The following is a 16,242-nucleotide window of genomic DNA, read 5'->3' as shown; positions in this document are numbered from 1 at the left end:
GCTCGGGAGTGAGGCGAGCAACTTCGCCCGCATGGATGTCACCGCAGCGAGCGCCTCACGGGTGCTGGCCGGTGCGCTGGGCGGTGCCGTCAGCACGGGCAGCGACAGTGGCGCGGGTGCCGGTTCGCTGCTGACACTGGTCTTGGCCAACAAGATCCAGTCGCGTGTCGACGCGTATAAGCCGAACACCACGTCCCCGACGCTGTTGTCTTCGCTGCAAGGCGGGGCGCTGAACCTGTCGGCGCAAAGCCTATCCGGCGCTTCGCCGTTGGACAGCCTGTTCGCCACGGCTGCTGATGGCACCTTGCTTGAGAGCGGTCTTGATCTGGGCGGTGGTAACACCGTATCGGCGATCAAGGTCAGTGGTGAAGTGGACAAGGATTTGCTCAACGGCAAGAACGGCCCCGGTAACCTGTTCGAGGGCCAGATTGCCGGTGAAGCGGTGTTGGCGGTGGCCGGCAGCCTGGGGGCCTCCGGCGGCAAGGCCGGGGTGGGCGGTTCAATGGCGCTGGTGTATTCAGGCAGCGAATACTCCGCCCAACTGGCCAACAGTCACGTCGACCTGAGCGGCGATTTGACGATTGCCGCGCGGCACAGTGCCGACGTGCTGGCGGCTGCGGTTTCCGGTGCGGGCAGCACCGAGGTGGGGGTTTCCGGTTCGGCCACGGCGCTGATTGGTCGCGGCAATGTGCTGGCGGGTCTGGACATGGGCGATCGCACGCTCAAAGCCAATAACCTGCGCATCAGCGCCGAGCGCAGCGGTGGGCACTATTCGCTGGCGGGAAATATCACCGGCAGCAGCGGCTCCACGGCGGTGGGCGGCGCAGTGGGCATCAGCGACATGCAGCAGCGCGTCGAAGCCGTGCTGGAGAAAGGCCGCTATGAACTGGGCGGCGACCTGACCCTGGATGCAGCCCAGCAGAGCCGCATCATCAGTGCGGCCCTTTCAGCGGCCGTGACCTCCGGCAATGTCGCCGTGGGCGGGGCCATGACCTTCAACCGGATTGCCGACACCACCCTGGCAAACCTGCGCAATGCCAAGGTGCTGGCGGATGACCTAAGCATTCGCACCACGCAGGCCGGTCTGGGCGCGAGCATCTGGTCGCTGGCCTTCAACCTGGCCGCCAGTGGCAGCAACACCGGCGTGGGTTCGGCGGTGGCGATCAACCTGGTCGAAGCCACGCGCAAGGCCGAGGTCAATGACAGTGAAGTGGACCTGCGCGGTTCGGCCAGCGTGTTGTCGGGGCTGGATGGCGAAATCTGGGGCGTTGGGGTCAATGCGGTCGGTGGCAGTACGGCTGGGGTTGGCGGCTCGGTGGTGGTCAACAACATCGACGGCAGCGACAGCGCCGGCGTCAGTGGCGGTTACCTGCGCACCAGCGGCAGTGGCAAGAGCCTCACGCTGGACGCGGCGCAAGGGCAGGGCATGCTGATTGCCTCGCTGTCCGGGCAAGTGACCGGTTCGGGTAATACCGGTGTCGGTGGCGCGTTCTCAGTCAACCGCATTGGCGCCCAGCGCAGTGCCTCGATTGCGCAGAGTGATATCCGTGGTTTTGCCAGCGGTGCGCTGTCTGCCAGCCTGGATCAGTCTATCTACGCCGCCGCTGTCTCCGGTGCCGGTGCTAGCACGGCGGCTATTTCCGGTTCGACCACCAGCAACGTGATTGAAGGCAGCGAAACGGCCAGCATCACGGGTAGCCGCATTGAACTGGGCCGTCTTGAGCTCAATTCCAGCCGTGGCAGCCGGGAAATCTGGAGCCTGGCCGGTACCGTGGGCGGGGCCGGCAACGTCTCGGTGGGCGTGGCCAACGCCAATAACATCATTCTGGCTAAGCGCATTGCGGAAGTCAGCGGCAGTCAGTTGCTGCTCAATGGCGCGCTGAGTCTGCGCAGTGGTGGCGCTTCGGGTATCCGTTCGCTGGCGGTTGGGGCCGGCGGTGCGGGCTCGGCGGCCGTCGGTGCGTCGCTGGCGATCAATGTGATCAAGGGCGAAGAGCGCGCCAGCCTGGACAGCAGCAGCGTCAGCGGTGCTCAGGGCGTCGAGGTCAAGGTGACCGATGGGGCGGCGGACATCTACACCGCCGCCGGTAACGTACAGGTGGGCGGCAGCGGTTCCGGCACCGGCGCGGTCGCCATCAGCACCATCGAGCAGCAGCGGATTGCGCGGATTCTCGACAGCACCGTCGCGGCCGGCACTTCGGCTATCGATGTCCTGGCCACCAGCGCCGGCAGCATTCGCACCCTGGCGGTCAGCGGCAGCATTGGCGGCAGTGGCGGCGTGGCCCTATCCAATGCCAGCAACAACATCGGCGCAGTGACCCGCGCGCAGATCGACGGCAGTGCGGGAACGGCCGGCGTGGTCACCGTCAAGGCGTTGGACACCTCAAGCATCGCGGCGCTGTCCGGCGGTGCGGCCGCTGGTGGCTCGGCGGCTGTCGGTGCGGCGACATCGGTCAATCGCGTGGCCAGCCAACTGGAAGCCCGTGTGCAAGGGCGCAAGGCGGCACAGAGCTGGCTGCTCAGCGACCTCATTGTCGCCGCACATTCGAATTCGACCATCCGTTCGGCGTCGATCAGTGGCGCGGCTTCGGGTACGGCTTCGGTGGGCGGGTCGGCCGCCACCAACGTGATCCAGAGTTCTGCTCGGGCATTTATCGAACAAGGGGCCTGGGTCGTCGCGCAGAACAACGTCACGGTGTCGGCGCGGACGCAGGACCAGATCAGCGGGGCTGCGGGTGCCTTTATGGCCAGCGGCACGGCGTCGGTCGGTGGTTCGGCCACGGTCAACGTGATTGAAAACAGCACCACTGCGGGGATCACGGGCGCTCAGACGCAGGTCAGCGCACTGGCGCTGGGTGAAGCGGCGGGCATTGATAACGGCGTGTTGCTCAATGGCCCGAACGCCACAGAACGCCTGTGGAGTGATGCAGAGCAGTTCAATCCGATTCCCAATCTGGGCTTGGGTACACGGCAGTTCCGTGGGCTGGCGGTTCAGGCCAGTTCGGTGCAGCAGATTGGTCAACTGGCCGCGGCCGGTTCGATTTCGTTTGTTCCCCTCTACAGCGCATCGGTTTCGGGCCTGGGCAATAGCAACGTCATCGGTGGCCTCACGCATGCCAGCATCGAGTCGGCGCAAATCAATCAGGCGCAGGGGGCTGCAGCCGCGCAACAGGTACTGGTAGGCGCTGCCAGCCATGCGCTGAGCGCCAGTTATCTGGCCAGTGCGTCGTTCAGCCTCGGTGTGGCGGCGGTAGCGGCAGCCTTGGACACCACGGTGATTCAGCGTGACACCCGCGCCTTTATCAGCGGTGCCTTGCTGGCCAGCCGAGCCTCCACCGAGGTGCTGGCGGCGTCCACTCAGTTCGCCAGCAGCCTGTTGGCCAGTGCCGGCGGTGGCATTGTCGGGACGGCTGGCAACGCCACCCTGGTGATTGCCAAAGGCACCACCGAAGCCCGGGTGGATAAAGGCAGTGAGTTGCAGGTCGGCAGTCTGTTGGTCAGCGCGGATGCGCTGCAACAGTTCAGTGCCAATGCGCTGGCCCTGGCCGGTGGTTTGGTGGGTGTGGGGGCCAACTTCGGTCTTGTGCTGAATCAGGCGGTGACCCGCGCGTGGGTCGGTGAGGCGTTGAATGCCTCCAATTCACTGGCTGACAGCCGTGTGCAGGCCGGCTCCGTCGCGATTCACGCGCGTGGCAACACGGAACTGCACAGCAATCTGGTGGGCGCCGCGGCCGGTGGTGGTGCAGTAGCCGGTTCGGCGCTGGTGCAGGTTGTGGAAACCACCACTGAAGCCGGTGCCAGCCAAGCCCTGTTCGGCACTCCGGCCGCTCCATTGAGCAGCCTCGACATCAATGCCCACGACAACCTGCGCGTGACCGGCAATGTCGGCTCCGGAGTGGTGGGCGCTGCAGCGCTGGGCGCGTCGGCCAACGTGGTGGTGGCCAACAGTGCAACCCGCGCGCTGCTGGACCGCAGCACCGTGCACGCGGGCAGTCTGAGCGTGAATGCCTTGCGCGAAGGCTATGCCGAACTGCTCACCACTTCGGGTGGTCTGGGCTTTGCCAGCCTCAGCGGCAGTCTGGGTTTGTTATTGCTGGGCAGCGGCGCGACTCAGGTCAGCGCCGGTGACAGCACGGTTGATCCACTGAGTTACCTGAACAAAGACGGGCAGGGCACGCTGGCCACACTCGATAAGCTGAGCAGCACCGGCCCGGTGACCGAGTTGAATCACGATGAGGTGGTCTGGGATGACGCTAGCCAGCGCTACACGCGTGTCACGGTCAGCGACAAGGCGGATGCCGAGCGGATCAACACCAGCTCCAAGGTCACCGTCAGTGACCGCCTGCAGAGCAACAGCAGCCGTAAGCATGAAACCGTCGCCCGGGTCAGCGACAGCCAGATCAGCCTCAGTGGGGCGGCTTCGGTACAGGCTCAGGATCGTCTGGCCAGCCGTAACCAAGCCGGCAGTCTGAATGCGGGCGGCGGTGCCTATGGCGCGGCCATGGCATTCAGCCTGTCCAATGCGCGGGTCAGCGCCGAGATTTTGCGCGGCACGCTGAATGCCGCCAGCTTGCTCATCAAGGCCTCGGCCGTGGACAAGAGCACCCCCGAACTGAGCGGTGATCACACTCAGGCCATGCTGGTTAATGCGATCAGTGGGCAGGCGGCGGTTGTCGGTGCCGTGGGCGGTGCCGTCGCGGCGGCTGTGTTGAACAATGGCGTGAGCACTGTCCTCGGCGGGCCGGTGCAGCTGACAGGCAGCCTCAATGGGCAGGCCAGCGACAACCAGAACCTGCAGGTGAAAGCCTCGGGGCTGGCGGTCGGTGGGTTGGCCGGGGCCGGGCTGGTGTTGGGCGTTGCCGCCCATGACAGCCAGGTTAGTCTGGATGTGGCACCGGGTGCCGCATTGCAGGCGAGTGACATCCTGTTGTCTGCATTATCTGCAGGGTCAGCCCAGCTGAATGGCTGGGGCAGCAGTGGTGGTGTGTTAGGCGGGGTTAATGCTCTGCTGTTGTTGGCCCGTGATACGGCGCATGCCCGGTTGAGCATCGGTGATGGTGCCCGCCTGCAGGCCACACAGGCGTTGGATCTGGATGCGCAGGTACGCACGCGCTTGCAGGCCCGCAGCGAAGGCTATGCGTTGGGCGGTCTGCTCGCGGTGGGCGGCAGTGTGGTCGACACCTTGAACAGTGCCCAGGCCGAGTTGACGGTTGGCAGCAACGTGCTGCTGTCAGCCACCACCGGTCAGCTGCGCAGCCGCGTGCTGCGTGAGGGCGAGCAGGACAGTGCGACCGTGCATGCGCAGAGCCTGGCCGGTGGTGTGGGCATCTCTGCCAACGCCGCCGTGGCCACCGCGCGCTCGAACAGCAAGGCGCTGTTGCGCACCAGTACCAGCAGCCGTTTTGCCGGTGCTGACGGGGGCAGCTGGACCTTCCTGGCGGAAACCGATGTGCGTCAGCGCGCCACCGCCGATGGCCGGCTGGTCGGCATGCTGGCGCTGGGTGCCACCGTGGCGCAGGCACTGTCGCAGTCGCAGACACTGGCCGAAGTGGCTGGTCTGTTTGAGAGCAACCTGAGCACGGTGAAGATCAACGCACTTGGCAGTCAGGACAACCAGGCCGTTGCCAGCGCGGGTCAGGGAGGCTTGGTCAGTGGTGCGGCAGCCGTTGGCAAAACCGCCGACAGTAGTTCGACCCTGGCCAGCTTCTGGGCACGTGGTGTGCTCGGTAATGCCATGCAGGTGGGCAGCCTGGCCCTCAGTGCGTTGCAGCAGTCGCGCTTCAACAGCTTTGTCGACAGCAGCAGTGCGGCACTCCTTGGCATGAGCGGTGCCCATGCGCAGAACGACATCAACCTGACCACCAGTGCCCGGTTGTTGGACGGCGCGCGCATCAACAGCCGCGGCTACAGCCAGAGCGCCCGTGCCAACGTCAGCAAACCCCAGGCAAGCGCCTATAACGTGCAATCCGGCTCCGGTGGTGTGGTCGATGCGGCGGCTGCGCGCAGCCTCAGTGCGATCTCCCTGGATACCAGCAGCCTGGTCGGCAACGACGTATTGCTGCGTGTCGACGGCGATTGGCGCAACCCGAAAAAACTGGAAATTCAGGCCTTCAACCGTATTGATGGCTATGACCGGGTCAAACTCGACAGTGGCGGTGTGATCAGCATTGCCCGTGCCGAATCCCGCATCGATGTGCTCAAGAGCAACGCCGAGGTGCGCGTGGGTGAGCGCGCCGACCTCTACAGCATCGGCGATCTGGTGCTGGCTGCCAGCGGTGCTTATGTCATCGACAGTCAGGCTAACGCCAAGACGTTCGGCGCAGCCGGTGCGGCCAGCGCCAGCAGTCTGGCGCGGGTCAAGGCCGACTATGTGGCGCGCGTAAACGCCAATGCGGCGCTGTTCGCCTATGGCGATCTACGTTTGCAGGCCGGTTATGGCCTTGATGGCGCGATGAACCGTGCAGAGCTCACGGCGCGTACTGACCTGTGGAACAACACCGCCTTCCCGGTGGTGACAGACCCGGATGCCGCCGCAGAGTACCTGCGTACCAGCAACCTGCACGTGAACGCCGGTAGCCGGCTGCGCAGCGTGGGTGACATTCATGCCTATGCCGGGCAAGGGCATGGCGTACTGACTGGCAAGGGCATTGGCCGTGACCTCTACCGTCAGGCCGCCGCCGACCTGCTGGGTGCCATCGTTGGGCAGGTGTCGCTGGACATCAACGGCGGTAGCACCCTGAACAGTGGTCAAGGCCTGGTGCGTATCGATGGTCAGTTGGATGCAGGCGTTTACAGCCAGCGCAAGTTGGTGATCAGTGGCTTGAAGTACCTGCTCAATGGCCAGGAGGTCAACCCGGCCAGCCTCAATGCCTCGACCCAAGGCACGCTCACCGTCGTTCCGGTGATGCAGGAAGTCAGTGATGGCATCACTTGGAGCCTCAAGCAAAGCGAATACTCACAGTTGCTGACGCAGCGCCTGCAGGAACTCAATAACCGCTTAGCCAGCTACGGTATTTCGGCGGTTGAACGGGCGGCTTTTGAAGCTGAGCGTACCCTGCTGAACAAAACCCTGAGCAAGCTGTATGAGCAGATGGGCGGTACGGTCGCCAATAACCCCGGTGCTGTTTCCGGCGAGGGGACCCTGCCGGAAGGCTTGAAAATCTGGCTGTTGGAGATTGATCCGATATTGGCCAAGCCCGGCAATATTCTTGTGCAAGGCGATGCCCTGATCGGCAGCGGCAAGCTCAATGCACCGGGCGATGCGAAGATCGAAATCATCAACCACAGCGAGGCATTCCTTAGCCTCAAAGGGCTGGAAATCCCGGATCACCTGGGCGGCCAGTTGCTCTTCAATGGCGCCAAGATGTCTGGCAATGCCAGCATTCAGGCCGCTAACAAACCGGGCAGTGGCAACGCGGCCTTCAGCAGCGTGACCGTGGCGGAAAACTCGGCAGCACCACGCATAGTGGTGCAGAACCTGCGCAACCCGGCTGACAACATCAAGGATGCTTCTGGCTTGAGCATGCCCGCGGCCGATATCTACGTCGCGGGCAGCCTGCTTAACAAACGCGGCGAGATCGAACTGACTGCCAAATACGGCAGCATCTACGCCAATGCCGATATCCGCGCGCAGAAACTGAGCCTCAGCGCCGGTCAGGACTTTGTCCTGAACAACCCCAAGTCCTTTGTACACATCGGCGGCGACCCGGCATTCAACAACAACGGCAGCACGCTTCACGGCAATGGTTCGGCCACGGTGGCCGGGCAGAACGTGGTGATCAATGCGCTGTACCTGAACATCAATGGCCTGGTCCAGAGCGGTGTCGCGGATTGGCGGGCGACCATTGATGAATCGCGCTTTGCCAATCTAGACGGGCGCCGTGCACAGGCCGTTGGCAACCGCTTGCAACTGGTGCAGACCGATGCCCGTACCGGCACTCTGGGGTATGCCTGGGATTACGACAGCAACAGCATCGTGCTCGATCAGGTGCAGGTGGGTGGCGGTTACATGGAGCTGACCGGGCACATCCTCAGCACTGGCAATGGCCAACTCAAGGTGCTCGACGGTTTCAGCCAGGTGCACGTCACCAACAACACCACGCGCCATCTGGAACTGGCCGGGCTGGACCTGGGCCGCGGCGTGGAAGGCACCCTGCGCATCAACGATCTGGGGCGTGGCGAACAGGGGCAGCAGACCGGCGGTGATCGGCTCTGGTCGACGGTGTACACCCGTGTGGGCGATCAGGTGCAGCGTTATGAAGGTTGGAGCAATGGCCCGCTGACCCTCAAAGGCAGCAGCAATGGCCGCGATACCAGCTACACCACCACGGCCGGGCGTTCCTACGTCTGGCTGACCGGGCGCGACGACAGCATCACCACCACCCGGCAAGAGTACTGGGACGCCTTCTGGGGCTTTATCCCGACCGGTGATGGCACCCTGGCCTGGGAAAAAGTGGTCAAGGGCCAGAGCACGGCCATTCCCGGGGCCGAGTACATGGGCAGCACTCAGGGCCTGTACCGGATCGACAAAGACCGTATCCGTAACCACCGCTTTGCCGAGGACGCAGCGCTCAACGCGATCTATCAGAATGCCGCCTTGCAACTGGCGGACGAGGATCCGGATAACGCGCTGTTGCAACTGTTCCGTGTCGGCCTTGGGGCCGGTGAAATTTCCCGGGTCAACGAGACTTACACCACCGCTGATCCGGTCAAGATCAACCAATTCGCCGGTGGTTACTGCAAGACCCATTTCATTTGGTGCCAGGTTTACCGCACCACCCTGACCAAGGTGTTCAGCTCGGGCGAAAAAGAAATCAACCGCTATGCGGTGCAGGCTGATCGCCCCATCAACATCAGCTTTATCGGCAGCGAGAGTGGGCTGATCGACCTGATGGCCAAGGGGGATGTGACGCTGCGTGGTTCGTTGTACAACCTCAGCGGCAGCACATCGCTGAAGGTCGACGGGGCGCTGCGGCAGAACAATGACAGCCTGGTGATTGCCGCGCGTGACCTCGACCTGCAGGCCGGGCAGTCAATCGGCAGCGCCGAACAGGCCTTGCGGGTCGAGGCCACCCGCAGCCTGGGCGCTTCCAGCCAGTTCGGCTCGATCGACCTCAAGGCCCTCAATGGCGGCGTCAACCTGACACGCCTGAGTGCCGGCGGTAATCACCTTTCGCTCAGTGCCCAGGGGGACATTCTCGGCCAGGCCGGGATGGTGGTGACGGGCAAGACCCTTAACCTGACCTCCAGCCACGGCAGCATTGGTGCCGCTGGCAATGCACTGCGCATTGATTCGGGCAACAGCGCCCAGAGCTTGCTGCGGGCGAACGCCGTGAGTGATATCCACCTGGAGGAAGTGGGTGGCAACCTCTGGCTGGATCAGGTCAAAGCGGGTGGCGATGTCTGGCTCAAGGTCAGTGCCGGTGACCTGTATGACGGCAACAGCGAACTGAACTACGACAATCGCGCCCTGAGTGAGCTGCAGCGCCTCTGGGCCAGCATGGGCCTGACCGGCAGTGCTGCCGATGAAGCGCTGGCACAACAGCGTGATGCCTTGGTCAAGGCCGGGCAGCAGCGGTATGCGCAGTACTGGCGCATGCGTCAGGGCGGGGCGCTGAGTTTCGATGCCCAGCAGGCCGCCTTCACGGACGGGCAGCGCAACCAGCTCACCAGCCTGGGCTGGAGCGTGCAGCAGATCGTCACCGAGGAGGCGCGGCGAATCGCTGACTACCAAGCCCTGCATACGCTGTATGGCGCGGGCAGTTTTGATGCGAACTTCACCTACCAACTGCAAGGCAGCGAGCTGGCCAGTCTGGAGCAGACGGCTAAATGGACGGATGAGCAACTGCGCTACTCGATTTCCGCCAACCTGTTGCGCCGCGACGATGGCGGTTCGGTGGTCAAGGAGGCCAACAACATCGAGGGTCGCAACGTCACCCTGGAGGCCTCGCGCATTGGCCGCCTGAAAGCCGATTCGATTGTCATCGACCTGAGCCAGGCCGCTACGCTGAGCAACGAACAGCGCGCGGCGCTGGCGTCTGCTGAGCGTGATGACATCGTCTTTGATGCCAATAACCCGCTGCTGATCCGGGTGATTCAGCGCGATGACGTCAACGTCAAGGCCGGCGGAACCCTGACCGCTACGGCGCAAACGGACCTGTTCCTCGGTGGCGAGCAGGACTTCAACGTGCATGCGCTCAACGGGCGTAGCATCAGCCTGAAAACCGATGGCAGCATCGTCAGCAGCAATGGCGACAAGGTGGTCATTCGTGGTCATGACGTCACCCTGGAGGCGGCCGGCGGCAGTATCGGCAACGCACAGGCGTTGAATATGGAGGTCACTGGCGACCTCACCGCACGGGCACGGCTGCTCAACCTGGTGCAACACGGCGATCTGGCCGTGGAGCGTCTGACGGGCGTGGACAGTCTGTCGCTGCAGGTGCTGGGTAACCTGCGCGCCGCCAGTCAGCTGGGTGAAAACCTGCTGGGCGGGCAGATCAACCTCAAGGTCAGCGGCCTGACCGGGGCCGGCGGGCAGCGCTTGCAACTGGGCACAGGGCTGGTGTCTCAACAGATCAATCTCGACCTGGGTGCTGATGCCTGGCTCGGCGGCCTGCAAGGCGCGTCCAGTCAGCCGGGCGTGCTGCATCTGGGCACGGTTGCCGTGAACGGTACGTTGGATCTGGGTCAAGTCAGCGAGGTGCAGCAGCGCGGTGCGTGGCAGCTTGGCGGCTTAGTGGCGGACGTCAGCGGCGACTGGCTGGCCAGTGCCGGCAGCAGCCTGAATGCCGACAAGGGCGTCCTGCTCAACAGCGGTGGCGACGTGCGCCTGGGCAATGTCAGCGTCGCCAACGGTGATCTGGATATTCAGGCCGCACGCCTCAGTGCAGGGGCACCGTCGACGCGCTGGCACGCCAGTGGTCTGCTGCGTCTTTCCAGCCTGGGTGATATTGGCAGTCTGGTGCAACCGCTGGAGCTGTCGGCCCGGCAGCTGCAGGTCAACAGTGTCACCGGTGGGTTATTCCTCAGCCTGGCTGCTGGCATTCAGAGCGGGACATTGGACAGTGCCGGTCATCAGTGGCTGCGCAGCCTGGGTAATCTGCGCCTGGATCGGGTCAGCAGTGGCGGGGACATTCAACTGCAGGGCAGCGGTCTGCTCGAACTGACTGCACTGAATGCCGAGCGTGATCTGGATCTGAGCGGTGAAGCCCTGACCGTCGGCACCTTGCACAGTCGTAACGGCAATCTGACGGTCAATCTGAGTGATGCCCTGCGTGTCGACACGCTCAGCGTGGCGGGCTTCGGCAAGCTGAGCAGTGCATCCGCGGTACTGGGGGAGGCGAGTTTTGCCGGCGCGCTGGAGCAGGTGCACAGCGGTGCAGTGCAAATCGACCGGCTGACCCGTGCCGGTAACTGGACCCTGCAGGCCGACTCGGCACGCATTGGCAACGCCACGGTCAACGGCCAAGTCCGGCACACCCTAAATGGCGCGCTGAATCTGGGCCAACTGGACGCCACCGGCGGCTGGAATCTGACTGCCGGTCGCAGCGAGATCACCGAGGCCAACCTGGGTGGCGCGGTGAGCATGCAGTTGCATGACACGCTGCAATTGGGCGCATTGACTGCCGGCCAGGGCTGGACTCTGCGCGGCACCTCGGCCACGGTCACCAGCGCTGATATCCAAGGCGTCATTGACCAGCACCTGAGTGATGCACTGGCGCAAGACAGCCTGAAGGCTGGCGGGAACTGGACCCTGCAGGCCGATTCGGCGCGCATCGATAACGCCACGGTCAACGGTCAGGTGCAGCACACCCTCAATGGCGCGCTGAATCTGGGGCAACTGGACGCCACCGGCGGCTGGAACTTGAAAGCAGGTCGCAGCGAGATCACCGAGGCCAACCTGGGTGGCGCGGTGAGCATGCAACTGCATGACGCGCTACAACTGGGCCGTCTGACCACCTCAGGCCGTTTTACCTTGCAAGGCACTGCCGCGCAGATTGATCACCTGGTCGTGGGTGCAGAGGCTGACCTTGAGCTGGCGGGTGATCTGACGCTGCAGCGCTTGCAGGCGAAGACCTCGCAGCTGCGGGCAGGCAGCGCATCGCAACTGGCCGATCTGGCCATTGACGGTGACCTGCTGGTGCGCGTGGCTCAGGACATGTGGCTGCAGCGTGCGGCGGTGAGCGGTCATGCCGACCTGCAGCACACTGGAGCTCAAGGCACGCTGCGCGTTGGCTCACTGGATGTTGGGCGAACGCTGAACATCCAGGGCGCGGGTCACTGGCTGGGTGACAGTGCGCTGGTGCAGGGTGATGTCAGTGCCGACATCGGCAGCGGGACCTTTGGCCGGTTGGAAAGTACCAGCGGTGCCTTGCGTCTGAATGCTGGCGGGCATTTGGCGGTCGATGAGTTGCACAGCCGTCTGCAACGGATTGACCTGTCGGCGGGCAGTGCCCAGCTCGGCCGGGTGAGCGCGGCGGGTGAATTCAAGGCGCATACCCAGGACGATCTGAGTGTGCTGGAGGGGCGCAGCGGCGGCGACATGAGCCTCACCACGGCCGCAGGTCATCTGGGCCACATCCGCTTCGGCACCGCGATGGACCCGAATGATCCAGCCGGCTTGCTGGCGGCTCATTTGCAAACCACTGGTAACCTGTTGGTGCATGCTGACGGGGATGTGCTGGGTGGCAATGCCGAAGCAGATTTGGAACTGCGCATGATTGGCCGCAACCTGCGCTTTGGTCGGGCGCAGAGTCTCAAGGAGGATATCTTCTTGCAGGCCAACGGTAACTTCCTGCAAGTCCATGGAAATATCACCGGGCAGGTGGTGGAGGCCAAGCGGGACGTTGGCATCATTGCCAACGGTGATCTGAGCATGCCCAAGGTGCTGTTCGGGGGCACCTACTCGCTCAAAGCCGGACGTGATCTGGTGGTGGGCCTGGGCGGCGACCTGAATATCACCGGTATTGCCGAAGCCGGCCGTGATCTGCGTTTTGAAATTGCCGGCAAGGTTGACCTGGAGGGAGTGAGGGCCGGGCGTAACCTGAGCATCGTTTCCGGTGCCGCGATCAACATTGAGCAGTTTATCGATGCCGGTGGCCACATCACGCTCAAGGCCAACCAAGGCGATATCCGCATCGGTCAGCGCATCCGCTCCAGCGGTCAGTATGAGGGGCAGGCGGTCGCAGGCAATATTCTGCTGAGCGCCTCCGGCCGTATCGAGACGCCGCTGGTGGAAAGCCTCAATGGGCGTATTGAGGTCGAAGGTGCACGCCTGCAACTGGGTGATTTGGCATCCAGTCAGCGTATCGATCTGCAGGCCGGTGAGCAGATCACTGTTGCTAACAGCCGCAGCGGCGAAGAGCAGCGTTGGTTGGCAGATGCCATTCAGGTTGGACAAGCCGTAGATGCGGGCGGCCACATCACCTTCAATGCACGCAAGGGCGATATCCGCGTCGGTCAGCGCATCCGCTCCAGCGGTCAGTATGAAGGCCGCACGATTGCCGGTGACATTCTGCTGAGCGCCGCCGGCAGCATCGAGGCACCGCTGGTGGACAGCCGCAATGGGCGTATCGAAATGACCGGCGCGCGCCTGCAACTGGGCGATCTGGCTGCCAGCCAACGTATCGATCTGCTCTCGCGTGGGTTGATTCGGGTGGCCACCAGCCGCAGTGCAGGTGATCAGCGTTGGACCGCCGATGAAGGCATCTTCTTCGAACGTTTGCTGGCCAGTGGTCAGGCATTGCTTGATGGCCTGCTTGATGTGCGGGGTACACAGCTGCGCGCCGAACAGGGTGTGCAGGTGCGTGCGGGCATTCGCCAGGGTGGCTCAGACGCTGCCAGTATTCATCTGCAGCAGGCCGAGGCGCCGACTCTGAGCCTGTGGGCGGGGAATCTGGTGCGGGTTGCCGATGCGGCCATTGGTCAGCGCCTGGATCTGCATGGTCGTGACATACAGCTCTACGGACGACACACCGGTAGCGGTCAACTGGATCTCTGGGTGCAAGGGAGCGCCGAGCAGCAGATTGCGGACACCCTGTTGTTGCGCCTGGATGCCGCCAGCATCGCCGCTCCGCGTCTTTATGTGGCCGACGCGCTGATTGACACCACGGCGGCACAGGTTGATTTGCGTGATGCACGCGGAGTCAATCGGCTTGAATTGCGCACCCCGCAAGCGCGGGTGCGCATGGACAATGCCAGCCCGGTTTACATGGCCGATGCCGATGTGCAGCTGTACGAACTGGACAAAGCATTCAGTCTCAAGCAGAGCAGCCTGTTGTCTGACACCAGTGCCTATGTCCTGCACCGCAAACTGACCCATCAGGTGGTGGTGCCGAACTTCAGCATCAACCGCGAAGCCAGCACAGGTGTCCCGTATCAGGGGATTTCTGCGGCCCGCTTTGCCGAACAGCACCTGTCGAGCGGCCTAACGCTGGTACGTCTGTCGTCATTGCTCAATAGCCTGGCTGCAGCGGTTGTGCCGAGCAGTGTCTGGGTGCCCGCCTGGAGTCAGGCACCTGTGGAAACCCGTATCAATATTGATGTAGCCGATGAGCGGCTGGAAGGAGATGAGGTGGCTTCTTGGTCCCTATGATGATCACCCCGCGTGCTGCCTGGCTGATGTTGGTCATGTTGGTCAGCATCAGCGTACAGGCTGCGCAGCCTATCGGTCCGCAGGTCCCCGGGTTGGTTAACCCGAACCTGCAACGTGAGCAGGTGGAGCAGATTCAGCAACAGCAGCGTATCGAAGAGCGGGCCCGGCGTACGCAGGTGCCGGCGTTACGCGGTGATGCGCCTGCTGATCAGGTTTTGCCGGATCAGGGCGAGCGATTCGTACTGACGGGTATCGCCTTCAATGCCTCGGTCTATCTGCCTCGCGAGCAGTTGGAGTCCTTGGCCCAGGGGTATGTCGGCCGTGAAATCGGCTTTGCCGAATTGAATCAGCTGCTGCGCGAAATCAATGCGCTCTACGAAGCGCGTGGCCAGCTGACGGCGCGAGCATTGATCCCGGCGCAAAGCCTGGAGGACGGTCAGTTGCGCATTGTACTGGTCGAGGCGAAGGTCGATCAGGTCACCTGGAAGGGAGAGACGCGTAAGGTCGGTGAGCGTTTCTATGCTCAACGCCTGAATGTGCAGCCGGGCAGCACCCTGGACAGTCCTGCGCTGATGAGTGCGATTCAGCGTTTCAATGCCACCACGCCTGGCCCTCAAGTAACGGCCAGCCTGGCCCCCGGCGCTCGCTTTGGTACTACATCGGTTGAGCTGGAGGCGTTCGAGCCTGAAACGCTGCAATGGAGCCTGTTTGCCAACAACTATGGCAATGAAAGCACTGGCCGTGAGCAGTATGGCGGCAGCCTCACCTGGTTTTCGCCGACCGCCGTGGCCGATGCCCTCAACCTGCTGCTGGTAACAACCGCAGGTTCGCAATATGCCAGTCTGCGCTACAGCCGGCCGCTGAACCGCTGGAACGGGGTGGCCTATGCCGAGGTGGGCGGGAACAGCATGACCGTGGAGGAGGGGCCGCTGGCTGCACTGAATATCGAAGGGGAGTCGCGCACCTACACCCTGGGGTTTGACCAGCCCTGGTGGCTGGATGACAACTGGCTGCTGCAAGGTGGCCTGGGGTACAACCAGCAGCACTCAGAGAATACCGTCGAAAGCTTCACCCTCAGTGAAGTAGATACCCGGGAAGCCTTTCTACGCGGCCAGCTCGAGTACCGGGCAGCACCTTGGTACCTGCGTTATGAGCAACGCGTGCGTCAGGCCAGTGTGGACAACGCGGTGAGTGGTGATAGCGGCAGCTACGCCCTGCTCAATGGGCAGGGTTACCTATCGCGAGCTCTGGGCGAGCAGTATGAGTTGGTCGGACGGTTCGGCTGGCAATTCGCCAATAACACCGAAGAGCTGCCAGCGTCACTCTTCTACCAGTTTGGCGGTATCAGCAGCGTACGCGGGTATGACCCTGGCGTCATTTCATCGCCTCAAGGGGCAACGCTCAACCTGGAAGCCTGGTGGCGTCACAGTCCGCGTTGGCAGCCTTTTGTGTTCTTCGACTATGGCCGTGCCATGGAGCTGGGCATCACCGACATCGACCTGCAGAGCGTCGGCGTCGGACTCAATTTCAACTGGGGCCGGCACCTGAGCCTGAGCCTGACAGCCGCCAACACCCTCAAGGATGTGGTGCCTGATCAGGACGGCGGCCAAGTGCTGGCCCAGATCATTCTGCGCTGATGCTTTATTACT

General features: G+C 63.2%; 2 protein-coding genes. Both read left to right on the top strand.

Going from position 1 to position 16,242, the window contains the following annotated elements:
- Positions 1 to 31: 31 nt before the first annotated feature.
- Entirely contained in the window at positions 32 to 14,593 is a 14,562-nt protein-coding gene (locus ALTER154_RS18440; RefSeq protein WP_372239963.1) for a hypothetical protein, read from the top strand.
- The gene (locus ALTER154_RS18435) at positions 14,590 to 16,230 is read left to right on the top strand and encodes a ShlB/FhaC/HecB family hemolysin secretion/activation protein (RefSeq protein ID WP_160089256.1); all 1,641 of its coding nucleotides are present in this window, start codon (positions 14,590 to 14,592) and stop codon (positions 16,228 to 16,230) included. The genes ALTER154_RS18440 and ALTER154_RS18435 overlap by 4 nt, the downstream gene beginning before the upstream one ends.
- The last annotated feature ends 12 nt before the right edge of the window (positions 16,231 to 16,242 follow it).

Source organism: Pseudomonas sp. 9AZ, from assembly GCF_902506525.1.
Taxonomy (GTDB): domain Bacteria; phylum Pseudomonadota; class Gammaproteobacteria; order Pseudomonadales; family Pseudomonadaceae; genus Aquipseudomonas; species Aquipseudomonas peli.
Note: the sequence above shows the minus strand (reverse complement) of the source record. Positions and strands in the feature narration are given on the sequence as shown.

Excerpts from the sequence above, each read along its gene's own strand:
- ALTER154_RS18435 (WP_160089256.1), top strand. The coding sequence starts at position 14,590 with ATGATGATCACCCCGCGTGCTGCCTGGCTGATGTTGGTCATGTTGGTC.
- ALTER154_RS18440 (WP_372239963.1), top strand. The coding sequence starts at position 32 with ATGGATGTCACCGCAGCGAGCGCCTCACGGGTGCTGGCCGGTGCGCTG.